This window comes from Chlorogloeopsis sp. ULAP02 (assembly GCF_038404745.2).
GTDB lineage: Bacteria > Cyanobacteriota > Cyanobacteriia > Cyanobacteriales > Nostocaceae > Chlorogloeopsis.
In genome coordinates this window covers 69,366-93,018 of sequence record NZ_JAYKTT020000005.1, presented here as the reverse complement: position 1 = coordinate 93,018, position 23,653 = coordinate 69,366, and the positions used below count along the sequence as shown (strand labels likewise).

The window sequence follows — 23,653 nt, the reverse complement described above, 5'->3', positions numbered from 1 at the left end:
ATAATTGATGATGACCATTGCAATTAGACCCTCGCGGACAAGGGGGTTTGAATGGTTTTATGTCCTCGATGACTGGCTGAAACGCGATCGCTTTGTTTTTATCGGTTGGTCGGGTTTGTTGCTCTTCCCCTGTGCTTACCTGGCGATTGGGGGTTGGTTTACTGGTACGACTTTCGTTACTTCTTGGTACACTCACGGTGTGGTGAGTTCTTACTTGGAAGGCTGTAATTTCCTGACTGCGGCTGTTTCCACTCCCGCTGATAGTATGGGACACTCCCTATTATTCCTGTGGGGGCCTGAGGCGCAGTGGGACTTTGTCCGTTGGTGTCAAATTGGTGGTTTGTGGACTTTTGTCGCTTTGCATGGTGCTTTTGGTTTAATCGGCTTCATGCTGCGCCAATTTGAGATTGCTCGAACAGTCGGCATTCGACCCTACAATGCGATCGCTTTTTCTGCTCCCATTTCTGTATTTGTTTCTGTCTTCCTCATTTATCCACTAGGACAATCTTCCTGGTTTTTTGCACCCTCATTTGGGGTTGCTGCAATTTTCCGTTTCTTACTATTCTTCCAAGCTTTCCACAACTATACGCTGAACCCATTTCACATGATGGGAGTCGCCGGTGTATTGGGAGGTGCGCTGTTGTGTGCTATTCACGGTGCAACAGTGGAAAACACTTTGTTTAGAGATACCAGAGGCTTTAACACTTTCAGTGGATTTTCTCCTACCCAAGCAGAAGAAACCTATTCGTTTGTAACTGCAAACCGCTACTGGTCACAGATTTTCGGGATTGCCTTTTCTAACAAGCGGTGGTTGCATTTCTTTATGTTGTTTGTGCCAGTTACAGGCTTGTGGATGAGTTCTATTGGCATGGTGGGTTTAGCTTTTAACCTCCGGGCTTATGACTTTGTGTCTCAAGAAATACGCGCAGCAGAAGATCCACAATTTGAAACATTCTATACCAAGAATATCCTGCTCAATGAAGGTGCCAGAGCGTGGATGGCGGCTCAAGACCAGCCCCATGAAAAGTTTGAATTTCCTGAAGAGGTAATGCCCCGTGGAAACGCCCTTTGATTCTAAAGTTGCAAAACCAAAAGACGAGGTTCAAACACCTGCTTATATAGTTAATTCACCAAGCGAAGGTCGTGATGAAGCTTCGACTGGATATGCCTGGTGGGCTGGTAACGCTCGTTTTATTAACCAATCTGGTCGGTTTTTGGGTGCTCATGTTGCCCACGCAGGGCTGATTGCCTTCTGGGCAGGAGCGATGCTGCTGTTTGAAGTCGCTCACTATGTCCCGGAAAAACCGATGTATGACCAGGGTCTGATCTTAATGCCTCACATTGCTGCCCTTGGTTTTGGTGTGGGGCCAGGAGGTCAGATAGTAGATATTTTTCCATTTTTTGCGATCGCTGTTTTTCACCTGATCGGCTCTGCTGTTTTGGGTTTTGGTGGCATTTATCACTCCCTCAAAGGGCCGCAAAAACTTCCTGGTTTCTTCAATTTCGATTGGAGCGATAAAGATAAAGTCACCAGCATTTTGGGATATCACCTCATTGCTTTGGGTGTTGCTGCCTTCTTACTTGTCGGTAAGGCGATGTTGTGGGGCGGGTTGTATGACACCTGGGCGCCCGGAGGTGGTACTGTACGCCTTGTTACTAATCCTACTCTTGACCCCAGAATCATCTTTGGTTATCTGTTCAAAGGTTTTACAGGTGGAGCAGGTAATATTGCTAGTGTTGACAACCTAGAAGATTTAGTCGGCGGTCATATTTGGATCGGTTCGCTGCTGATACTGGGTGGTATTTGGCACATTGTGACTAAGCCTTTTAAGTGGACTCACAAAGCCTTTATTTGGTCAGGAGAGGCTTATCTTTCGCAAAGCTTGGGCAATGTAGCCGGACAAGCATTTATTGCCACGATGTTCATCTGGTTTAACAACACTGCCTATCCCAGCGAATTTTACGGGCCGACAGTTGCCGAATCTTCCAATGCTCAGGCGCTAGTATTTCTCGTGCGCGACCAAAATTTAGGAGCCAATGTCGCTTCCGCACAGGGGCCAACAGGTCTGGGGAAATATTTGATGCGATCGCCAACCGGAGAAATTATCTTTGGTGGGGAAACCATGCGCTTTTGGGATGTCAAAGCTCCCTGGCTAGAACCTCTGCGCGGCCCAAACGGTCTAGATATTGACAAACTTCAGCATGATGTCCAGCCTTGGCAAATTCGCCGTGCTGCTGAGTACATGACCCATGCGCCCATTGGTTCCCTCAATTCTGTCGGCGGCTTGGCAACCGAACTCAACTCCTTTAACTTTGTCGGCCCCCGTGCCTGGCTAGCTTCTGCGCATTTTGTCTTTGCTCTGCTGTTCTTAGTTGGTCATCTTTGGCACGCCGGTCGCGCCAGAGCAGCCGCAGCAGGCTTTGAAAGAGGTATAGACCGAGAAGATGAGCCAGTTCTGTCCATGCCTCCATTAGATTAGTTGGCGATCGGCCATTAGGAAGAGGACAAGGGGACACGGAGACACCCAGACACGGGGACGCGGAGAATCTATCAAACTCCTCCTTGTCTCCCGATCCCCATTCCCCATTCCCCAATCCCCATTCTGACTATGCAGTACTTGCTCAAAAATCAAATCATTGACTCTGTAGTTCACATAACTTTGTTGATGTTTTTTTGTGTGATTTTGTTTGTTTTGAAAAATTTTTTTCCTGATTCAGCATCGGGTACATACCTACGACTTTTGTTCTAAATAGATGAAGTGTTTATTGCATTGATCGCACTTGTACAGACGCGAGCGATCGCGTCTCTATCGACTCTTGACTTTTGACTAAGGAAGAACAATCAATGGGATTACCTTGGTATAGAGTTCATACAGTGGTCTTAAATGACCCAGGACGACTGATTGCTGTACATCTCATGCACAATGCTCTTTGTGCAGGCTTTGCTGGTTCGATGCTTTTGTTTGAACTAGCTTTGTACGATCCTAGCGATCCAGTACTCAATCCCATGTGGCGGCAGGGATGTTTTTTAATGCCGTTCGTGGCACGCTTAGGAGTGACAAATTCCTGGCAAGGCTGGAGCGTTACAGGCGAAAGCTTTGCAGATCCTGGTTTTTGGACGTTTGAAACTGTCGCCATAGCTCACATTATCTTTTCAGGTCTTGAATTCTTGGCTGCTTGCTGGCACTGGTTTTACTGGGATCTCGCCACATTCTTTGACTCCAAAACGGGTGAACCAACTTTAGATTTGCCCAAAATTTTTGGCATTCACCTATTCTTAGCTGGTTTACTCTGCTTTGGATTTGGTGCTTTTCATCTCACCGGTATTTTTGGCCCTGGTATGTGGGTTTCTGATCCATACGGGCTAACTGGTCATGTTCAAGGAGTTGCACCAGTATGGGGGCCAGAGGGTTTTAATCCTCAAAATCCTGGTGGGGTTGTTGCCCATCACATTGCAGCGGGCATTGTGGGAATTATTGGCGGACTTTTCCATATAGTTGTTCGACCCCCCGAAGTACTGTATAGGGGATTAAGGATGGGAAATATTGAAACCGTCCTTGCCAGTGCGCTGGCCACTTTCTTTTTTGCAGGTTTTGTGGCTGCTGGCAGTATGTGGTATGGAACTGCCACCACACCAATTGAACTGTGGGGGCCAACTCGTTATCAGTGGGATCAAAACTACTTTAAACAAGAGATTGATCGGCGGGTGCAAGCTGGTTTAGATGAGGGTAAAACTCTCTCACAAGCTTGGTCAGCTATCCCAGAGAAACTAGCTTTCTATGACTATGTTGGCAATAATCCTGCCAAGGGTGGTTTATTCCGAGTCGGTCGAATGGTCGATGGCGATGGAGTGGCTCGAAGTTGGCTTGGTCATCCGGTATTTCAAGACCGTGAAGGACGAGAATTGACAGTTCGTCGAATGCCCACTTTCTTTGAAACCTTCCCAGTCGTTTTGACTGACAAAGATGGTGTAGTGCGTGCAGATATTCCCTTCCAGCGAGCAGAGGCAAAATATGGCTTTGAGCAAACTGGCGTTAATGTCAGTTTCTTTGGCGGGATACTTGATGGTCAAACTTTTACAGATCCGATGACGGTGAAAAAGTATGCACGTCAAGCCCAACTTGGTGAACCTTTTGAATTTGACCGCACAATCCACAATTCCGATGGAGTTTTCCGAACTAGTAACCGGGGCTTCTTTGCCTTTTTCCACACTTGCTTTGCTTTAGTGTGGTTTTTCGGACACATCTGGCATGGTTCTCGTACCATCTACCGGGATGTATTTGCTGGTATCGATCCAGAGCTTGATGAACAAGTAGAGTTTGGTGTTTTCCAGAAAGTGGGAGATACAACCACACGCAAGAAGCAAGCAGTTGTCTAAAACACAAGTAGAGACGCGCCATGGTGCGTCTCTACAAATTACCAAATACCATCAAAAATAGTCGGAGGAATCCATGCAAGCACAAAAATTTCAACCTAAAAAAGTCGCACCTGTACAATATTTACTCAAAAAATTAAATACTGAGGCAGGTAAGGTTACCCCTGGTTGGGGTACTACACCACTAATGGCTGGCTTGATGCTGTTGTTGTTTATTTTTTTATTAATGATTTTAGAGATTGTCAATTCCTCAATTTTACTTGAAGGAATCAATATGAATTGAACAAGTTTGGGCAAATAATCACAGGTGATAAACATGGGTTTGTTGATAATCTTGCCGTTCAAACGGATAATTTATCTTCATAAACCCGCCCCTACTAACTACTAACCATTAGCTATTAACCATTAACCACTAACAAATGACCAATGACCAATAACTAATGACTAACCAATAAACGGAGGTATTTAAATGCAATCCATGTTTTTAGCGTATGGTGAGGGACAATTTGCCTCAACTGCAACCGGAGTTCTTTTTGGTTTGATAACAGCTGTGTCATTTTGCGCTCTCGTAATAATTTATGCAGCAAACACTTATCCAGCAAATCGAAGGTAATTGTTTAAAAAAATAACCACTAATAACTAAAATTCAACAATCAACAAGGTATGAAAAGAATATTTGCTTTGATGCTCGCCATTTTTATTTGGTTTAGTGCTGTTTCTACTGCATTGGCAGAAAATACTACATTGGTGCCTTGTTACAAATCAGCTGCATTTGTAGAAAGGATGAAAAATTCTCCTGACAGTTATTACACAACAAAGCCATTAAAAGCTTATTCGCAGTTGCTTTGTGGAGAGGATGGTTTACCTCGAATCGCTCTTGATCGCCTGAGTTTTGCTGTTGATGCAGCAATTCCGATCGCCATATTTCTATACACTGCTGGTTTTATTGGCTGGAGCGGTCGGTCTTATCTACAAGCAATTAAAAAACAAGAGAAAGCAGAAGAAAAGGAGGTGTTTATTGATATACCATTGTTCATCAGTTGTATGGTGATGGCTTTATTTTGGCCGGCGGCAGTAATCAAAGAATTATTAGCAGGTGAATTAGTTGCGAAAGATGAAGAAATTCCTATTTCAGTTCGCTGAAATAAGACTGAGAGGATATCTGAAAATTTTCTATAGTTCAACAATATCCTCTCAAAAATCCGAATAAAAATTTGAAGAATAATCCAGAATACAGAATATAGAATTCAGAATGAAGAATTTATTCTGGCTCCTAATTCCTAAATTCTGTTTGACAAATTTCACTTGAGTTGATTTTGGAGAAACTACCATGGAAACACGTTATTTATTCAGATATCTTTCCACTGCTCCTGTAATAGCTACATTGGCTTTGGTGATTGTTTCTGTGATTTTGATTGTGTTGAATTATCTATTTCCTGGTTTGCAATATGGTACTTTTTTCCATTCTTTGCCGTAGCGCTAATACTATTTCACAAACAATCTGATACCAATACAGACTGTGTAGAGCTGCGATATATCGCGGCTGGGCAAAATTCATGTGTATCGTAATGAACGTGAAATGATATGACTTCTGGGCTTTTTTAGCAATTTTTGTAGGGTGGCACTATCCATAACGTCAAAATCAGGGTTTGAGGAAAGTTAGATAGTGCCAACCTTACTGTTTGGGCTTTATAAACAAATATTGATATTTACTAAGATTATCTTAATTAGAAGTTACACAATTAGAGATATTTTTCACATAAATATAAACAATCATCAGCATTTTTTAATGACTTTTACCGTGTTATTTTTGAATAATAGAAGTAGAATTGATTCATGCACTGATGTCGAATTGAAAATGTGTCAAGCTAGCTCTTGATGAGGGGAAGTCTCTGTTTTTTATTGTATGTTCAGTGCTAAAAAAAGGTGGACATTGCTGCCCACCGATGCAATCAAAAATTAAAAGGGTTGAATGCCTAATGCCCTTTTTCAAGCTTAGTAATGTGGAAGGTTCATAGGAACTGTCTTTTTGTACTAGCTACTCCTGAACCTTCTGAATCAGAAATTGTGTTTGTTGATAACCTTCGCTGTTTCCTTGTTCGCGAAATAATGTTGCTGCTTTTTGTAGATCTGCAATAGCACCGCGCTTATTTCCCAGAGTATATTGGACAATTGCCCGGTTGCCGTAAGCATCAGCTAGCTTGGGATTAATTTTAAGCGCTTGATTAAAGTCTGCTATGGCTAACTTGTGATTTCCCTGTTTGTGATTTAGAAGCCCGCGATTGTAGTAGGCATCGACAAACTGCGGATTGATTGTCAGTGTTTTGTTAAAGTCAGCGATCGCGCCTTGGGTATCTCCCAATTCTGCTGATACAATTCCCCTACTATTGTAAGCATCTGCATAATTGGGATTGATTTTGAGCGCTTGTGCAAAATCTACTTTCGCTGCTTGCAAGTCCCCTAATTGATATTTAGCTATACCTCGCAGACACAAACCTTGATATAGTTGAGGGTTAAGTTGCACTGCTAGATCAAAATCTTCAATTGCACCACTAAAATTACCTTGCTCTAGCTTTTGCACTCCCTGAGTGTAGTACTGTTGATAACTAATCTGAGTGCCGCGCGTTTGTGGTGCTTGTGCATACACAATAGCAGGTATTCCAGCTATCATGCTTGTGATTCCCAAAATGGCAATTCCTTGCTTGATATGCTTCATCCTTTCCCCTTCACACAATCAGTGTCTGACTTTTCAAGCTCAAACTAATTGTTGCCCTTAATAATTATTGTACTGAGTATGTGGTGAGCAATATTGAGTATTCCCGTCGAGAAATCCAGTTAAATATAATTATTTGGGTGGGTTGATTGTGGTGTTGCTTGTAGTGGGGTTATTAGGTGGCTCTGTGATTAGCGAGCAGCAGGTGGTTTAAGAAGGAGATATTGCCCTACAATTAGTGCACTTATTGTTGAGTCGATTAATTATTTTCGCGCTCACTGCTCTATTAGCCATCAATAGTTAGTGCAGAACTGGTAAATGCTCACGCTCACAGTCACTAACACGAGTAGACTCATACCACTTAATCCCGTGTTCAGCAATCCCAGGGGTTAGAACTCCGTAAACTTTTATGAATTTTAGTAATACACACATATGATTTAAGATTACTTGCAATGTTTGCTGACATTAGGCAAAGTATCAATCAAACAGATAAAGTTTAAAAATAATTCAAAATTGTACACACCGATCGCAGTTGCGATCACAGACATTACGAATACCAGGATAGTAACCCAAGGATTTATCTCCTGCATAGATTATTCCACCTTGATTCTGTGCGTCTTCCAATTAAATTGATTTCTCCAACTCGACAATTAATTCTTCATCAATAGGCGTGTTAGAGAGAATCTCGTGTTTTAAGTCTCCCCACTTTTTGCCAGAACAGGCTTGATGTAAACTAATAATCTCATGAATGCGTGAATGTACTATTACACGCACGCTCGTAAGTTGTCCCAAAAGCCTAGCATGGTGGTAATGAGGAGATTGTTGCAGTGCAGCGTCTAATTGCGTAGCGATTTCTTGAGGATGCAGTGTAGTTCGATCAAGTAATAGAATATAGTGTTCTTTGGGTTGCTTGGCGGGTACAAGGCTTTTAAATAATGTTTCCTGTAATGGCAGACTATTTAGAGCATCGCGGACAAATTCAGAATGCAGCTTTTCACCCACTAAGTCGCTGATTTCCTGAGTACGTCCGAGAAATTCTAAGCAGGGTGTCTGTAGATAAAAATGAGTAACGCGAACGCGATCGCCAATGCGGTAACGATACAATCCTCCCTTCTGAGAAATAATAATCTCGTAAACTTTTCCCTTTTCTAATTCGTGAAGATGGTAAATTTTTCCTTCTACATCTTCAAACTCAAAAAAAACTTGATCTAGAACAGGTACACATCCTTGTGCGCCAATCAAAGGAATAGTCATTGGTGCTTCTGTTGCTAATAGTCCTTTTCCCTGCACTAAGACATTAGGAAACAAAGCTCGCAAAAAACCTGCTCCATCGGCAGCGTTAGCACTATCCCAACAAGAAATCAACTTAAGTTCCGGCCAAATTTGTGTCCAGGGAATTAAAGAAGAAGGTTCTAGCAAGATTTGACGGCATTCTCGTGAAATGCGATCGCCCAATTCTAAAGCCAATTCTTTGCGGTGAGTTTGAATATAATCAAGGATTATCCGCAAAAAAGTAGGACTCCAAATAGAAATAATTTCCAGCTTTCGTGCCATCAATAACGCTTTGGCAAGCTCGTGTCTAAACTCTTGAGCATTGCGCAAGCGGTTGAGTCGTGCAGGGGCAACCAGAAACGGGCTAACAAACCACCTTAACCAAGTATCTAAATATTGAGAATCATCCTCTAGCCCGGAAGAGAACACGGGCGAAGGGGACATAGGGACACGGAGACGCGGGGATACGGGGAATGTGTTTGACAATTTCTCTGCGTCGCCGTGTCTGAAACTCTCCGCGTCTTTAGAAGCGTCACCGCGTCTTACTATCTCTGCGTCGCCTTTGTCTCCCAACTGCGGCGAAATACAGAAATATATCTTTCCAGTGGAAAGTTTGGGGCCATGTACAATCAAATCATATGCCCAAACACAAAACATCTGATTAAAAGAACGACGCAGAGACTTTGTATAAGGAATGACTTTAGCAGCACCACGACTTCCAGAAGTCTTTTCATAGAAAAGAATCGGTTCGTTTGTGAGAAGAGACTTTTTTGTTGCTTGCTGTTTTAAAATCCAAGTTTCAATATCCTGGTATTTCAGTATAGGAATTTGAGACCAATCAGCAATAGTATTGATGCCTAATGATTTACCATATTCACTGTGATGAAGACGTTGAAAAATTTCCTCCTGTAACTTTCGCTGTGCTATTTGGGGATATTCCAAAGCATAATCAAATCGCTTGGCAGCAGGAGCAATAATTTTACTAAAAACTTGTATAACTCGGCGCATAATCCAGAGTAAGTGATACAAAAAAAGTAGACGCACCTCAAGCGGAAAATATCCCCGATGCAAGTGCGTCTTGTATATTCAATATCCTAGTCTTTGTATACCCTAATTAGGGAGCCAAAGCGTTACCGCGCAAAAGACTACCAATTGTCTTGGCAGTAATTTTTAACTGGGTGATGGGATTCGCTGGCACAACCGTTTTATACAGATAGCTATCAAATGTTAGCCGCTGTACGTCAAGGTCTGCACACATTTCCACAAATGCTTCGCGGGTAGCATCAGAACGATAAAATACGGTTTGCAGGAGATCTAGCACTTTATAGGTGAGTCCGTATTTTTTATCCCAGCGCTTCAGGTAGAGCTTGAGTTCATTTTCTGTGGGAATGCGAGCACCACCGTTAGATACTTCCACAATGGTGTCGGCACACATCCGCCCAGATTTAGCAGCAAAGTAAATGCCTTCGCCAGAGGATTTGGTGACGTAGCCAGCAGCATCTCCTACCAAGGCAATGCGTCCAACAACGCGGCGGGGGCGAGGATGTTCGGGAATAGGGTGTGCTTCGACTTTGATAATTTGACCGCCAGCAAGTTTTTCTACAGCACGGGCGCGGATACCAGCTTGCAGTTGCTTAATACTGGCTTTATTCACGTGCATCGTACCAGTTCCGACGGCTACGTGGTCGTATTTGGGGAAAACCCAAGCATAAAAGTCAGTAGAAACGTCGTCGCCAACGTACATTTCTGCTAACTGATTGTAATATGCCATTTTGTCTTGGGGTAAGCGAATCCGCTCTTGGAAAGCGATCGCATAATTGTAATCCCCAGCATCCATTTCTTTGGCAACACGGGAGTTCGCCCCATCTGCACCGATAATTAAATCGACCTTCAGAGTTTTGGCAATGCCTTGAGCACCACCTTCTGTATGGTCTACATAATGAATGGTGTAAGGGTCAGTATTGTTAGTAGGTATATCGAGTTTATGAACAGTGGCATTAATTAAATGTGCGCCTAATTTTGCCGCTCGATTGCGCAGGTAACCATCCAGCACCTCACGGCGGCACATTCCTATATATTCTTCTTCTTTTTCTAAATTGATATCAACCTCACGATTGGAGGGTGAGATCATTTTCATCTTCCGCACCTGACGGTCAATGATATCCTTGGGCAGGTCAAATTCACTTACCATGCACAGGGGAATCGCACCGCCACAGGGCTTGGCATTATCTAGTTTGCGCTCAAACAGGTAAGTCTCGATCCCAGCTTTTGCCAGTGTTTCTGCGGCAGATGAGCCAGCTGGGCCTGACCCAACAACAGCAACCCGTAGTGTCAAAGGTCTACTCCCAATCTTGACATTTACCGAAAGAATCGTATCACGGAGTTTTGGCTCATTTCTCGCTCTATCTTCAGGATCGCACGGAAATGCAATATTCCTTAATATTTCGCTACGATTGCTTAAATTGGAATTGGGTATGATGAAATTTGCTGCTTTGTTCAAACTCCAAAGCAAATCGTGGCGATCGCCGCTCGTGATACTAAATTTTCACAACTTGCAACTTAGTAGCAACCATCTATGGTATAAATAAAATACTCTAACCCCATCAAACAACCGTAGATAAGTTGCAGAGGTTAATAGCAGTGGGCATAGTAGTTGAAAACGTATCCAAACATTTTGGCAGTTTTAAAGCGGTTGATCGGGTAAGTCTGGAAATCAAAAGTGGCTCCCTGGTTGCTTTATTGGGGCCATCAGGTTCAGGAAAGTCTAGCTTGTTGCGGCTAATTTCTGGTTTGGAAGTGCCAGATAGCGGCAGAATTGTGCTTACGGGCAAAGATGCTACCTATCAAAGCGTGCAAGAAAGAAATATTGGCTTTGTATTTCAGCATTATGCCCTATTCAAGCATATGACAGTACGGCAAAACATTGCTTTTGGGTTGGAAATTCGTAAGGTTGCGAAAGCTAAAGCAAAAAGGCGGGTAGAAGAATTATTAGAATTAGTGCAACTTGGAGGACTAGGCGATCGCTATCCTTCACAACTTTCTGGTGGGCAACGGCAAAGAGTAGCCTTAGCAAGGGCGCTGGCACCAGAACCAGAGGTATTATTGCTGGATGAACCGTTTGGCGCACTTGATGCTAAAGTCCGTAAAGACTTACGTGCTTGGTTGCGGCGCTTGCATGATGAAGTACACGTCACCACAGTTTTCGTCACCCATGATCAAGAAGAAGCAATGGAAGTATCAGACGAAATTGTGGTAATGAATAAAGGACGCGTAGAACAGATAGGAACACCAGCAGATGTTTACGATCATCCCGCCACAGCCTTTGTCATGAGTTTCATCGGGCCTGTAAATGTGCTGCCAAGTAGTTCGCGAATCTTCCAGGGTAACGGGTTCGATTCAGCACATCCTGAAATATTCCTGCGTCCCCAAGATGTCCTGATAGAAACAACTCCCAACGGCACCACCGTAGCAGCAAGAGTGAGTCGATTGATACATCTCGGTTGGGAAATTCAGGCAGAATTGACTTTAGATGATGGACAGGTAGTAACGGCGCATTTAACACGGGAACGGTTTGATGAGTTACAGCTAGAGCCACAACAGAAGGTATATGTGAAGCCAAAGGATGCTAGGTCTTTCCCGTTGTATTATTCAATATAGATAACCCTAGACTATATTCATCCTCTCTTGTCAAGGCATTTGTATCTTTGCAATTGAAGTATAGCAATGATGCTGGGTTGAGTTGCATCTAAATTGCATATGAGTTTACAAGATTATTTTTTTTTGGAATGCTAAGTTTTAGAGGCTATTTATAAAGTAATACCAATTCTCTAAAATTAAGGCTACACATAGTTTGTAGTAGCGCTTAAGCGCAATTACAAACCTTTTTTAATCTGTAGCTAAAATTTAGGGAAATCGTATTAATACTAAGTAGGATGTGTTAAGGCAGCGCGTAACGCACCCTACAATTTAAGGTTTACTTTATAAATAATCTCTTATGAGATTCTTTCCTAACTAATTAGTTATAACCAGTTTTTGATTCAGGAAATTTTATAATGGTCACACAAGTATCAATTCATAACTTAGTAAGTGGATTGGCAATTACAGAATTAACAGAAGAAGAGACTGAGATTATTATAGGAGGTCAAGACATTGCAGTTTCTACTTCTTTTCCTTTCCAACCACTAAATTCCTCGACTCAAATTCCGTGGCAAACTTTAAATCCTCTCGTGACACAAGGTTTACTTAGTGTCGCAGATTTTTTAGTTCCTTAATCACTTTTAGCTATTTCATTGGTAGTAAGTAATTGTCGCAATCTTTTGATACTAAGTTGCAATTTCGAGGAGTATTTCTCCCTCTGCCCCCTGCCCCCCTGCTCCCCTTTTATGCTTGGTTGTAAGATTTTCTCGTGAATGGCTGTCTTGCAACATCTTCGAGGAAACCCTATTGAATTAAAATAATTGCTTCTTGCACCTTAGTGGTAAGAGCTTTTTGTAGCCCTTGCCAAACTTTCTCTGTTAGTTTGTCAAAAGCTTGTTGATTTGCTATTAGTTGTTCTTGTAATACCTTTTCTAACTCAGGCTGAATTTGCTCGCAGATATCCTCAATTTTTTTATCGCTTAAAAAACTAGAACGCATCCAACTGGGGATATCTACATTTGTCTTGATTGCCTCTTGTACACCTTTGCGATTGAGTTCCATCCCTGCCGCCATCACTGAAGCCCCATAAACTAGTGCGATCGGCCAGGTTAAATGTCCTGTTAATATCAAAGTAATGATACTAGCAAGAGTGCCTCCGCCAATAACTACATTGACGATAAACGCCACTGTGTCGGCAAGAATTGCGTCTCCGATTCGCAACTCTGGGTTAACAAAATCTGGGTTAATGCTATCTTCAAATCTTAAACTGCTTCTAGGGATGTGAAATTTTCGACAAATAGGATCGGTTTGGGCGGCTAAGTTGGGTTGGATTTTGCTGTTAAACCAACTGATGCATTGATTGTTAATGATTTGTTGAGCATGTGCGCTCTTAAACCATTGCTCTGCTCGATGCTTCATTGATGTTTCCAATTCGGCTAAAGTCCGGATTTGGTTTTTTTGCCAATCTTTTAAACTTGGTTTAATTGCATTTTCAAGTAAGCTATCCGCTAGCGGCTTAGTTAAAGATGTAATTAACTCCGGGATATGTCTTTCAATCATCTGTTGAAGTTTATTCGAGTCAAAGAGGGTGTTAACTTCTTGTTTAAAGGCAGTGGCACGCAAATCCCATCGCCCCACTCGCGCCAAACCTAATGCAATACATCGTTCTGGTTCTGGATCTGGGCGAAGCAGCGTTTGGGGATCGCTGAAAATTTCTTGACAGATTTGGCGGGTAAACTGCATTCGAGATGCACCGCCAGTCATCAGTACGAGTTTCGGTACGATATCTTCTTTGTCTAGCTGTTGTTTTGCCTCATTGACAGCTTCGCGAAACGATTGAATCCAACTTTTTTGCTCTAGTTGGGGCAAGGGTTGGTTCAAGATTTCCTCCATCATTAATTTATTAACTTGGGGGATAAAGTAAATTTGTTCGTTGATAGACTCGAAGCCACGAGCAAAGGTTTGAGGATCACTGTATACCTGTTCGTTAGAAAAGTAATCTTCTTTGGCTTTGCGGCAGGCAAGTTCACAACGAGCTTGGTGATGGGGATATTCTGTGAATATTTTTTCGAGTAATTGCGATCGCTCGTGTTGAGCAAGAGTGCGCTCAAAAATGGCTTTGTCGATTAGGGATGCTCCTAAATTGTTACTTCCAAAATCTATGGGAATTTCCTGCAAGCTTTTAACTAGAGTAAAATCTGTGGTCGAAGAGCCAATATCAATCATTAGCACCGATGATCTGAGTTTTTCATACTCTAGTTTGCCGGCTTCCTTTGCTTGCATGAAAGCAGCTCGTGATTCGGGTATAACAGTCAAAAGAGGAATGCCCGCTGCTTGAAGTAGCTTTTGGTATTCTTCCCTTTCACTTATTGTCCACCCAGAAGGGCAGCCAACATAAAAGTAGCTACTTTCTCCACCTTCAATTTGCTTACTTTCTTTCAATTTGTGGTAGTAGGTGGCAATAAAGGTGCTAATTGTTTCTCGATAATTTGGATCGTTGTTTGGTTTGTGCTTGAAAGAAATTTGCAGTCGGGTAACACCAGCTTGAATTAAGGCTTGCTCTCCGACAAGATAACCGAGCTGGGGATGCCAACCAAGAGCTGTAACTTGGTTTTTTTTGTTATTCACTTCCAGCATTTGGGGAGGTTCAATGCTTTCTACTATTGCTCTGGCGACAGCTGTTTCACCATGCCCCAAATCAAAACCGATTGTCTCAAAAATTTTCATACTTTTATTGTCTATTATTCTTTAGCCTGGGAGTATGCTGGCTCTATTACCCGCCCGCGCCGGAGCAAGCGATCGCCTTTCACCAAAGCAGGAGTTATAGTCACGTAATCTTTGGTGGCGGGATCGATGCTTGGCTCAAAGTCAAAATTCTCGCGATCGCGATCAGGCTCGTTTGGTTGATAAATTTGAGTGCGAATTCCTTGCTCTATTAAAATCTGTGGCAAAAGTTTGGCTAGCTCTAACACCATTTGGGGTTGGGCGAGAAACGATGCGCCAATTAACCTTTGTAAAAAATTTAATAGCTCTGGTAATTCTTCTATGCCACGATCAGCAAAAGGTTGGTTTCCTTCTTCAACTCTAGCAACTGCTAGGTCAATCGTGTGCAGAGCATCGGCAAGGTGATCCAAAAGAACTCTGCTATCTACCCGTAGAATCGATTGGGGTAATTCCAATCGCTGGGGCAAGTTATTTTCTTGGTTATTTTTGTCGAGTTGAAGAACAATTTCTAGCCCTAAAAGTACAGAAGCTAGCAAAATAGCCATCCACGCGCCTGGGGTAGTTTCGGTTAAATGGAACAACCAACCGAGAATACCTATATAGATTAGTGCCTTAAGTAATTTTAAGATTAACTTGTTGGGAGCAAACGTTGTTGTTTCCTGAATAATGTGCTGTTGCTGAGTAACTTGAGTTTGGGTAGCCGCAGCAAGAGTGGCAATAGACTGGCGCAGTGTATCCAGGAAAAAGGAAGCTAGACGTACTTGAGCTATGTTTAGCTCGCTAACATAGATTCTTTCTAGGCGATCAAGTTGGTTATGAACTAGCTTAACTACTTCTTCAATACTGGTTGCCTTGTCAATGTCTGTCTGAAGTTGGTTGCGTTCTTCGCTAAATAGTGTGAACAGTGTTTTCATTACTTTGAGCAAAAAGATTTGAACCCATATAATTTAAGATAGCCATAGCAATCCTAACTAGACATTTCCTGGCTAACAGCTAGTGGCTAATAATTAAGTGCCTGTTGGCTGTCTAGCGAGCACAAAATTTTCATAACCCATAACATGAGTGCTACATTTACTCTTGCCTATTTTCAAGAGCGGTAATATCTAGCCAATCCAAGCATACATATAGAGCCATCAATTCCAAATCGGCTGATGGTATGGTAATTCTCTATCCTTGAGTCGCAGGTATTCAGTTCCCCCCGACTTCTTTAGAGACATCGGGGGGCTATGGGCAATTCAATTTCAGATTTAGCGATCGCGCACAAAGTTACAAAAACAAAAATTTGGCTAATGTATGGATATCGATGTTTCGACACACGAAACCGTAATTACGATATCCAACATCGAGCCAAATTGTGATTGAATAATCAAAGCGATCGCTTTGATTAAGGGTTTATTCTAACGACAGCACAATTATTGTGCAAGGTTTCTTAATTGCTATCAATCTTCTAATTGTAGGTAAAAGCCTTTGCCTGTATTTGTAACTTTAACAAGCTTTCGACTTATTAATCTTTGAACGATATCGTTACTAAATTTGATATCACACAATTGAGCACTGCCACCATGATTGCGGATATATTGCAAACATAGGTCATCGTGGGATTGAATTTGAGTGTATAGATGCTTGTTGCTATTCATATTATTTTGTTTTCCTACTGCTTAAAGACATCATCCATGTTCCGTTTGACAACAAATAGACACGCAGAATTTGCAAAGTTTGTTACTTTGCAGTTTTTATTTGTTGTTGGAAATTGAAGCTTGAGTATTAGAAATGGCAAAAATTATTTTTTGAGACTGACTAAATCGCTTGCTAATTTAATTTTAATCAAAGAAAGATTGAGATTTTTATTTTGGTGATAGTGTGCGAATTCTTGCTCAATCTAAAAATCTTTGTAGTCTTCATCAAAAGCTGTAAATGCCTATCATACACATAACTTCTGAATGGCATTAATCTTCGGAATTTTTTGTGTGCAGATACTTACATAACTTTTCTATTGAAAGAGAGTATAAGAATCAGTGACACGAGGTATATTTATTTTTCCTTGGCTTTCCCACGAAGGGCAAATGTAATTTCGCAGCCAACAGGAAAGTTCCCAAGCATATCTATTAGATATTTCATCTAATAGTATAATGGCACTGTTAAGGCGTAAAAAATTCACAGCTTCTCCATAAAATTCTAATGGAAAAGCCAAAGTTTTTAAAAGATTTCTGTATTGACTCCATGCCTGATTTTCATTTTCGGCAAAACAATAATTACTGAGAGAAAACTCTGCAATACTTAAATCTAAGCTCTCATCATAAGCAAATATAAAAGTCTCGCCGTTCTTCTCTGATCGATAATCACTAGGAAGCCAAAAATCTACACAAAAAAACTGGTAGTTGGTAGATGCAATCATCATGATCTTTAACACCAGAAGTAATTAATACTTACAGTCAAAAAACTGTTAGTAACAGATTATTTGCATTCGCCAATTCTGCAAATATTCCTTTAGATAGATTAAGGCTTTATTTCTTATCTTTTCTCTTAAGTATTTCTGATTTTTTATTTATTATAGTTTTATTTTTACTTATTTCTTATTATTTTCTTATTAAGTTCTTATTGTATCTTTATTTTTGAAATTTATTTCAATTTAATTGGAAAATTAAATGACAATAAAAATAACAATTTTACCTACCATTAACCTTGATCAGAGGTATTCTTTCGGCAAGCGTAATTTACTAGAATAAATTAAAGATAGTTTCTAAAGAAAAGTCCAGCAGATAGCCAAAGTATGAAGTATGAATTAATACAATCTTTCATTCTTCATCTTTGCTCGGTTATCTCTGGGTTAGGTTCTTTACGCTGACAACAGTTGCGTGCGTTCCGAAGCTCCTCGATCCCAATTTCCTAAATTTGCCGCTGCATCGTAGGTGCTTTGCAAGAAACTAAGAAGTACTGCATCTGGATCTTCAGCCTGCCTTACTACCTCATATGGTAAGACAAACTCTCGCATCTCGGAACTGTAAAACGCTTCCTTGGGCTGGATGGGGTAATCCTTGAATCCTTCTGGCTCAGGGTAGGCGTAGGAGTAAAAAATAGGTTCTGTGACTGCTCCGGCACCTGGCCAAAAACCGCAGCTGCTGACTTCGTGAGAATAGGCTTCTCGCGTTACCCAATCTGCCATATTAGGAATTCCACCTGGATGATCTGGAGCACGACACCCAGAAAAACGAGTTACAGCTAAGTCGAAGCTGCCCCAGAAAAAGTGAACTGGGCTGCATTTACCAATAAAACGAGAGCGAAATTCTTTCATGATCCGATCTGCCTGCATAAGAATGCGCCAAACGCGTTGGGCGTATTCCGGATCGTAAGCTGTATGTTTGCGATCGCGCTCAAAAGGAATTGGCTCGCCAACTTCTTGGGGCATCGTCCAAATTTTCACTTCGATGCCACTCGCTGTTAGTGTGTCCATAATCTCTTGATAAAAGTCAGCTACAGAGCGAGGAACAAGAGCAATTCTTTTGGTGGTGCCATCACTAATATCGATTTGTAAGTGGTGAGCGATAAAATCAAAGCTAATCTCAAAGGTGCGTGTTCCGTAAGGAATTGAAGAGGTTGTTAGTCCACGTGGTGTGACATACAAAGTAGATTGCCACCAGTGGTTGAGTTTGGGAGATAAAGCCAACCGAATTTTACCAACGATCTGAGTCCACATATGTAACGTTTCATACGTATCTTGCCATTCTCTCAAGGGCAAGGTAGGCCAGATGACATCGGTTAATGTTCCACGAACAGTCTCTGCCATAAAAAAACCTCCATGCGAGGACATTAAGAACTCAGCATCTATGTATAAACTAAGACTATAGGAGTAAACAAAAATGTTGCCTATTCTGTATACAGAGTACACGAAACCGCTGTAAGTTTTCGTAAATTTTATCTTCTGACACAAATTCTATAACTGCTTTCTCGCAGAAAGTTCTGGGTTGGTTGCGATCTATTCAGTCTTTCTTTATTAATTTCTTATTTTTAGGCTACTAGTTTGTTATGTTTCAACTTTACTATTTGAAGGCTATTAGTTTTCAATCTGCAAAATTGCTTATTAGTTGCTCGCGCAGATACTGACTGTTTAGTTGATATCTATAACTCCAGTTAAAGCAAACTCTACAACTTGTGAGTTTCTGAATATGAAATTTAACACTATTAAACGTACTTCAATCTTTATCGGTGTAATAGCCCTGACAACACTACTTCATAGTATGGTATTGGCAGAACCCGAAACTCCCAATAGCACCTCTGAGCCAACTAATACAGAGTTTTCTGGTACGCCAAGTAACTCTACATCAATTCTGAAGCAGTTAAATCTTTCCGATCAACAAAAGCAACAAATTTGGGAAATACTATCTCGCAGAAGCCGCCAAATCCAACTGGTTCTTACTCCAGCGCAAAGAACTAGACTTGAACAAGATCTCAGTTCTGGGACAAGACTAGACATAGCACTCATGGATGCAAATATCAATGATGGGCAAAAAGAGCAGGTTGCTAGTATTATTCGCAAAACAAATCAAGAAATTGCAACTGCGCTAAACCCACAACAACGCCAACAAGTAAAAGCTTACTTAGAGCAGGAAAGTGCGCCAGAAATGCAAGTTCCGATCGCATATTAACAAGAACAATCTGGAAATATTGCGATCGCCTTGGATTTGTGATGTTCTGTTCTTCAAAATACCCAACAAAAAGAGTTGAGTAACCTAGTAGGTGTTGCAGTCTCATGGTTACCCAACTCTTGTTAATCAGAATGACAATTATTATCTAATTTTGGAATTCAACCACACTATGCAGGGTTTGTTTGTACTCTTTTCTGGAGTAAGTTGATAATTGCAGCTTTCTCTAAAATTCCAACTAGCACTCCATTATCACGAATTACGGCAAGTGCAGATAATTTTTGTTGTTCGAGCCGCTGCATTACTTCCAATAAAGGTTGATCGGATTGTACAGTACTAGAGTCTGTAATTGGTTGCATTACCTCTCTAACTTGAGTTTCTGTCCATAGTGCAGTCGGGATAGAACGCAGATTATCAACAGTTATCGCTCCCAATAGTTGACCGTTTTCATCTGTCACTAAGAATCGCCGCCAGTTCTGCCCATTCAAAACCTGCTCGTCAGCAAACTCTCTCAAGGTAAGATGAGTAGATACAACAGGGCTATCTAGAGTTACAGCATCGGCTGCTGTTAAACCTGTGAGTTGTTCCTGTACTCTTGCAAATTGAGCTGCATTACCGGCATTTTGCAGTAAGAAGAAGCCGATTAATAAATTCCAGAAGTTAGCAAAGCTGCCAAATAACAGTAGTGGCAATAAACCAGAAGCGATCGCAACCCAACCAAAGATTTGTCCGACTCGGCTGGCGAAAGCTACACCCTTGTAAGGATTACCCGTTATTTTCCATACTAAAGCTTTCAGTATATTTCCGCCGTCTAATGGCAAGCCAGGAATCAGGTTAAATAGCGCTAATGCTAAGTTAACAAAAGCTACTACACCAATAATTGCTGCCAAAGGGCCAGATGCAGCAGTAGCAAAACCAATGGCTGTAAAGAGACCGAACAGCAGTAAGCTAACTAAAGGCCCGGCGATCGCTACCCAAAAAGCTTCAGCTGGAGTTTTTGATTCTTTCTCTAAGCTTGCCAATCCGCCAAATATAAATAGTGTAATTGATTTGACATCGATTCCTTGGCGAATGGCAACAAAGCTATGTCCTAATTCATGGGCGACAACAGAGCTAAATAAAAGTAACGCCGTCATCAATCCTAGTAACAAAGCTAATCCCCCACCTAGTTGAGGAAATTGCGCTCCTAGTCCGCTACTATAGCTCCAAGTTACTAAACCCAAGACTAAAAACCAGGACGGATGAATATAAAAGGGAATCCCAAAGAGGTTGCCAACGCGAATTGTGCCATTCATGGTGTTTACCTTTGATTTCAGCCATCAGAGGTTTGTTTTTGTACCTCTTGATGTTTCTATCGTAACGAAATGTTAAGCAATTTTAATCTTTATGGCGGTAGTGGAGTCCGTCCGTTTAGGTGTGGTTATGCGAATTTAGCAGCAAATCATGTTACTTCTGCTAATCTCTGCGAGAGCGATCGCGACGTTAAACTAGTAACAGAACAGCTATTCAGGCTTGGCTGCGATCACTTAGGCGGCTACTTAGACGATGGCATGACCAACCCCTTCGGGGCGGGTGTAGGGGTGCAGGGGAGCCACTGCGGTGGACGGGTTTCCCGGCATAAAGCATGTGGCGTTGTAGGGGTGTAAAGCGATTAGCCCCGAAGAAAAGGATACAAGCCCCTGCTTTTAAGCATGGAGAAGAAAAGAAGTGACAAGTTGGCAAAATGCAGGCTTGCCACTACAGCATCTGGGTAAGTGGACAGTTTATGAATTAAACGAACATAAAGAAGATCCGAATTTAACAGTGCTGGATGTGCGCAGCGATGATGAATTTCAACAGGGCAAAGTACCTGGAGCTACACATCTACGTACCGCATCTCGAAGAACATCTGGATGAGTTAGATAAAAATCAGGCGATCGCAACTTACTGTGGCAGTGGCTACCGTGCCTCAATCGCTGCTAGTCTCTTAAAATTATTAACATTCCTGGCTCGTGGAATGCTTGGAAGGTTGCGGGGCTAGCAGTAGCAAGTTAGTTGTTAGCTATTTAGAGTCATCTACTATTGCAACCATAATATCAGGAGAAGTTCAATGCTTTTAATTCAGCAAGAATACCAATCTAGCTTTGATACTGCCATGCATTGTGCAGTAGAATGCGAACACTGCGCTAAAGCCTGCATGGGACATCCAGACATGGTTAAATGCGCTCAAATGTGTCTAGATTGTGCCGAAGTTTGCCAAACCCTTGCGACTTACATGGTTCGTGGTTCGTACTTCATTTCTCACCTTGCACGAGCTTGTGCTAACATCTGTGAAGCCTGTGCGAAGGAATGCCAAAAGTATAACTTAGAACATTGCCAAAAATGTGCTAGAGTTTGTCGACAAGCAGCAGAGGAGTACCAGAAGATTGCTAGTATCAGGACAGCAAGAGTTTGATTAGTGAACAACAAGATTCCCGACTTTTTTCAAAAGTTGGGGATCTGAGCCTCTCGATTTTCACACCTGAATACTTATAAATTTTCTATTACAGCAAATTTCATTTATTTGAACCACAATTTTTTGTCGGGCGGGTTTAGCAGATATTCTTTCGGTTTGAGCTAGAGATTGAAACAAAACCCGCCCCTACAGTATTATGTGGTCTATTCATCTGAAAATGGCTGTAAGTACCTACGCATAAATATTTAGCCATTTTTCAACACGACTGAAATAGCTGTATTCTTTCCCTGTTCCCTATTCCCCGTTCCCTTTTCTAACTAGATAATTTATTTTGCACGACCACTTAATAGTAAGCTCCTACAAGACTGTAAATTAAAGCAGTCAGCACTAAGGTGGTAATTGTTACGTAAATCCAGTTGCGTTGTTTAATAAAAATTAATAGGGAAACTACCACCCGCAAAATGGGCGTAGCTACCAGCAGTAACAATCCCAACTGAATGATGCCACGACGACTACCAGACAAAACTGCTGTTACAACACCAGTGGGAGTACGAAATTCTGATGGTTCACCGTGAAAAAATTGATAATGAACAGGTTCAGTCCCATGTTGTAACAAATAGAGTATGCCACCCAACAAAACCACACTACTAGCAAGCAAAACACCATATTTCAGCAGATTACTCAATAAAATACTGAGTAGCTGTGAATTCTGTATAATTTGCAATTGTTGAGTTTCAGTATCAACTTTGATGTCTGGGATTTCAAGACTTGGCTTGGTTAGTGCATTTATATCAGAGTTAGCATTTTGTAGCTGCAATGGTAAGGTAATAACTCGACTATCTGACTGTACAGAGGTTGACAACTGATTAGAATTTAATTTAGACATATTCAACTTTTCCCAATAGCAATTACCTAGTGCAGTCTGCCAAGTTGCTTGCCACCACTGCTGTTTTTGGATATTCAAAGTTTGAATTGTTTAAATTCCTCCAACGAGATTTTGATAAACCATTTTTGCAGCCATTGATACCAACACCAAACTAAAGACAATTCTTAATAACTTCGTCTTTGCACCAATTAGAACTCTTGCTCCTAAAAATGCACCAGGTAATATTCCCAACATCACTGGCATAGATAGCCCTGGATCAATATAGCCACGAGCAAGATAAACTCCTGCTGATGCTGCGGCAGTAACACCAATCATAAAATTGCTTGTGGTAGTCGAAACTTTGAAGGGAATACGCATAATTTGATCCATTGCCAAAACTTTAAAGGCTCCTGAACCAATTCCGAGTAACCCAGAAATTATGCCAGCAACCAACATTACGGCAAATCCCGCTGGCACAGCATGAACTTGGTAAGACATTACACCTTCAGGTGTCGGATAAGTACCTTTGATTTGGAGATAATCAGCGAGAGGATCGGTTGTGTCGTTTTGTGGATTTTCTAGCTTAGGTTGCCCTGAAAGATAAGCAGAGTAAAGCAAAACAATTACCAAGACAATAGTTAATGCTTTGACAGACACGAATGTTGCAATTAAAGCACCAGCGATCGCCCCAATAGTTGTTGCAACTTCTAAAAACATTCCCAAATGTAAATTCGCAAAGCCCTTTTTAATATAAGTCGAGGCTGCACCAGCACTTGTAGCAATGACAGAAACGAGTGAAGCGCCTACAGCATAGCGAATATCAACACCAAATACAGAAGTTAGCAAAGGGACAATAACAACTCCTCCTCCTAAGCCTGTCAATGCCCCAACAAAGCCTGCACTGAAAGATCCCAGCCATACTAATAAAGAAAACTCTAGGATGTTCAAAAATTAAAGCTCCTCATCTCATTGGGGCAAAAGGCATGAAATTGTT

Annotated in this window: 24 protein-coding genes; 13 read left to right on the top strand and 11 right to left on the bottom strand. The window is 41.6% G+C overall.

The window, feature by feature from the left end:
- The first annotated feature begins 10 nt into the window (after positions 1–10).
- From psbD to U2718_RS04275, 6 genes are all read left to right on the top strand, one after another.
- A complete protein-coding gene (gene psbD / locus U2718_RS04300) occupies positions 11–1,072 on the top strand; it encodes a photosystem II D2 protein (photosystem q(a) protein) (RefSeq protein ID WP_341995404.1) in 1,062 nt (353 codons plus the stop codon).
- Positions 1,056–2,480, top strand: a complete 1,425-nt coding sequence (psbC, locus tag U2718_RS04295; protein ID WP_341995403.1) for a photosystem II reaction center protein CP43 — start codon at positions 1,056–1,058, stop codon at positions 2,478–2,480. Before psbD ends, psbC begins: the two co-directional genes overlap by 17 nt.
- A gap of 365 nt (positions 2,481–2,845) precedes the next feature.
- Entirely contained in the window at positions 2,846–4,378 is a 1,533-nt protein-coding gene (gene psbB, locus U2718_RS04290) for a photosystem II chlorophyll-binding protein CP47 (RefSeq protein ID WP_341995735.1), read from the top strand.
- Positions 4,379–4,451: 73 nt separating this feature from the next.
- Positions 4,452–4,658 carry a photosystem II reaction center phosphoprotein PsbH gene (gene psbH, locus U2718_RS04285; protein WP_341995402.1) on the top strand — a complete coding sequence of 69 codons (207 nt, stop codon included), beginning with the start codon at positions 4,452–4,454 and terminating at the stop codon, positions 4,656–4,658.
- Positions 4,659–5,038: 380 nt separating this feature from the next.
- A complete protein-coding gene (locus U2718_RS04280; protein ID WP_341995401.1) occupies positions 5,039–5,518 on the top strand; it encodes a Photosystem I reaction center subunit III in 480 nt (159 codons plus the stop codon).
- A gap of 187 nt (positions 5,519–5,705) precedes the next feature.
- Positions 5,706–5,852 (top strand): photosystem I reaction center subunit IX, encoded by a 147-nt coding sequence (locus U2718_RS04275; RefSeq protein WP_341995400.1) that lies wholly within the window; start codon positions 5,706–5,708, stop codon positions 5,850–5,852.
- A gap of 561 nt (positions 5,853–6,413) precedes the next feature.
- Here the strand turns inward: U2718_RS04275 and U2718_RS04270 are convergent.
- The 3 genes from U2718_RS04270 to chlP all read right to left on the bottom strand — a co-directional run bounded on the left by U2718_RS04270 (position 6,414) and on the right by chlP (position 10,695).
- Positions 6,414–7,091 (bottom strand): tetratricopeptide repeat protein, encoded by a 678-nt coding sequence (locus tag U2718_RS04270; RefSeq protein WP_341995396.1) that lies wholly within the window; start codon positions 7,089–7,091, stop codon positions 6,414–6,416.
- Positions 7,092–7,712: 621 nt separating this feature from the next.
- Positions 7,713–9,368, bottom strand: a complete 1,656-nt coding sequence (locus tag U2718_RS04265; protein ID WP_341995394.1) for a GH3 auxin-responsive promoter family protein — start codon at positions 9,366–9,368, stop codon at positions 7,713–7,715.
- Between the two features lie 106 nt (positions 9,369–9,474).
- Positions 9,475–10,695 carry a geranylgeranyl reductase gene (chlP, locus tag U2718_RS04260; protein ID WP_289791992.1) on the bottom strand — a complete coding sequence of 407 codons (1,221 nt, stop codon included), beginning with the start codon at positions 10,693–10,695 and terminating at the stop codon, positions 9,475–9,477.
- A 305-nt stretch (positions 10,696–11,000) separates the two neighbouring features.
- Here chlP and U2718_RS04255 point away from each other — a divergent pair, with 305 nt between their 5' ends.
- Both U2718_RS04255 and U2718_RS04250 read left to right on the top strand, forming a co-directional pair.
- Entirely contained in the window at positions 11,001–12,017 is a 1,017-nt protein-coding gene (locus tag U2718_RS04255) for a sulfate/molybdate ABC transporter ATP-binding protein (protein ID WP_341995393.1), read from the top strand.
- 395 nt (positions 12,018–12,412) lie between these two features.
- Entirely contained in the window at positions 12,413–12,631 is a 219-nt protein-coding gene (locus U2718_RS04250; RefSeq protein ID WP_341995391.1) for a hypothetical protein, read from the top strand.
- 169 nt (positions 12,632–12,800) lie between these two features.
- On the opposite strand, the gene U2718_RS04245 is transcribed toward U2718_RS04250, so the two are convergent.
- From U2718_RS04245 to U2718_RS04225, 5 genes are all read right to left on the bottom strand, one after another.
- Positions 12,801–14,723, bottom strand: coding sequence for an Hsp70 family protein (locus U2718_RS04245; protein ID WP_341995389.1), 1,923 nt, complete (start codon positions 14,721–14,723; stop codon positions 12,801–12,803).
- A 14-nt stretch (positions 14,724–14,737) separates the two neighbouring features.
- The gene (locus U2718_RS04240) at positions 14,738–15,634 is read right to left on the bottom strand and encodes a hypothetical protein (protein ID WP_341995388.1); all 897 of its coding nucleotides are present in this window, start codon (positions 15,632–15,634) and stop codon (positions 14,738–14,740) included.
- 525 nt (positions 15,635–16,159) lie between these two features.
- The gene (locus tag U2718_RS04235) at positions 16,160–16,357 is read right to left on the bottom strand and encodes a hypothetical protein (protein ID WP_341995386.1); all 198 of its coding nucleotides are present in this window, start codon (positions 16,355–16,357) and stop codon (positions 16,160–16,162) included.
- 353 nt (positions 16,358–16,710) lie between these two features.
- Entirely contained in the window at positions 16,711–17,118 is a 408-nt protein-coding gene (locus U2718_RS04230; protein ID WP_341995384.1) for a hypothetical protein, read from the bottom strand.
- 438 nt (positions 17,119–17,556) lie between these two features.
- The gene (locus U2718_RS04225) at positions 17,557–18,504 is read right to left on the bottom strand and encodes a DUF5996 family protein (protein ID WP_341995382.1); all 948 of its coding nucleotides are present in this window, start codon (positions 18,502–18,504) and stop codon (positions 17,557–17,559) included.
- A gap of 379 nt (positions 18,505–18,883) precedes the next feature.
- Here U2718_RS04225 and U2718_RS04220 point away from each other — a divergent pair, with 379 nt between their 5' ends.
- Entirely contained in the window at positions 18,884–19,363 is a 480-nt protein-coding gene (locus U2718_RS04220) for a hypothetical protein (protein ID WP_341995380.1), read from the top strand.
- A 167-nt stretch (positions 19,364–19,530) separates the two neighbouring features.
- On the opposite strand, the gene U2718_RS04215 is transcribed toward U2718_RS04220, so the two are convergent.
- Complete coding sequence (locus tag U2718_RS04215; protein ID WP_341995378.1) at positions 19,531–20,655, bottom strand: site-2 protease family protein; 1,125 nt, start codon at positions 20,653–20,655, stop codon at positions 19,531–19,533.
- A 69-nt stretch (positions 20,656–20,724) separates the two neighbouring features.
- On the opposite strand from U2718_RS04215, the gene U2718_RS04210 reads away from it, so the two are divergent.
- The 4 genes from U2718_RS04210 to U2718_RS04195 all read left to right on the top strand — a co-directional run bounded on the left by U2718_RS04210 (position 20,725) and on the right by U2718_RS04195 (position 21,794).
- Positions 20,725–21,006 carry a hypothetical protein gene (locus U2718_RS04210; RefSeq protein ID WP_341995376.1) on the top strand — a complete coding sequence of 94 codons (282 nt, stop codon included), beginning with the start codon at positions 20,725–20,727 and terminating at the stop codon, positions 21,004–21,006.
- Positions 21,007–21,067: 61 nt separating this feature from the next.
- Positions 21,068–21,256, top strand: coding sequence for a rhodanese-like domain-containing protein (locus U2718_RS04205; RefSeq protein ID WP_341995374.1), 189 nt, complete (start codon positions 21,068–21,070; stop codon positions 21,254–21,256).
- Positions 21,183–21,380 carry a rhodanese-like domain-containing protein gene (locus U2718_RS04200; protein ID WP_411813224.1) on the top strand — a complete coding sequence of 66 codons (198 nt, stop codon included), beginning with the start codon at positions 21,183–21,185 and terminating at the stop codon, positions 21,378–21,380. The genes U2718_RS04205 and U2718_RS04200 overlap by 74 nt, the downstream gene beginning before the upstream one ends.
- 69 nt (positions 21,381–21,449) lie before the next feature.
- Complete coding sequence (locus U2718_RS04195; protein ID WP_341995369.1) at positions 21,450–21,794, top strand: four-helix bundle copper-binding protein; 345 nt, start codon at positions 21,450–21,452, stop codon at positions 21,792–21,794.
- A 343-nt stretch (positions 21,795–22,137) separates the two neighbouring features.
- On the opposite strand, the gene U2718_RS04190 is transcribed toward U2718_RS04195, so the two are convergent.
- Positions 22,138–22,680 carry a DUF1634 domain-containing protein gene (locus tag U2718_RS04190; protein ID WP_341995732.1) on the bottom strand — a complete coding sequence of 181 codons (543 nt, stop codon included), beginning with the start codon at positions 22,678–22,680 and terminating at the stop codon, positions 22,138–22,140.
- 90 nt (positions 22,681–22,770) lie between these two features.
- Positions 22,771–23,607, bottom strand: coding sequence for a sulfite exporter TauE/SafE family protein (locus U2718_RS04185; RefSeq protein ID WP_341995367.1), 837 nt, complete (start codon positions 23,605–23,607; stop codon positions 22,771–22,773).
- Positions 23,608–23,653: the final 46 nt, after the last annotated feature.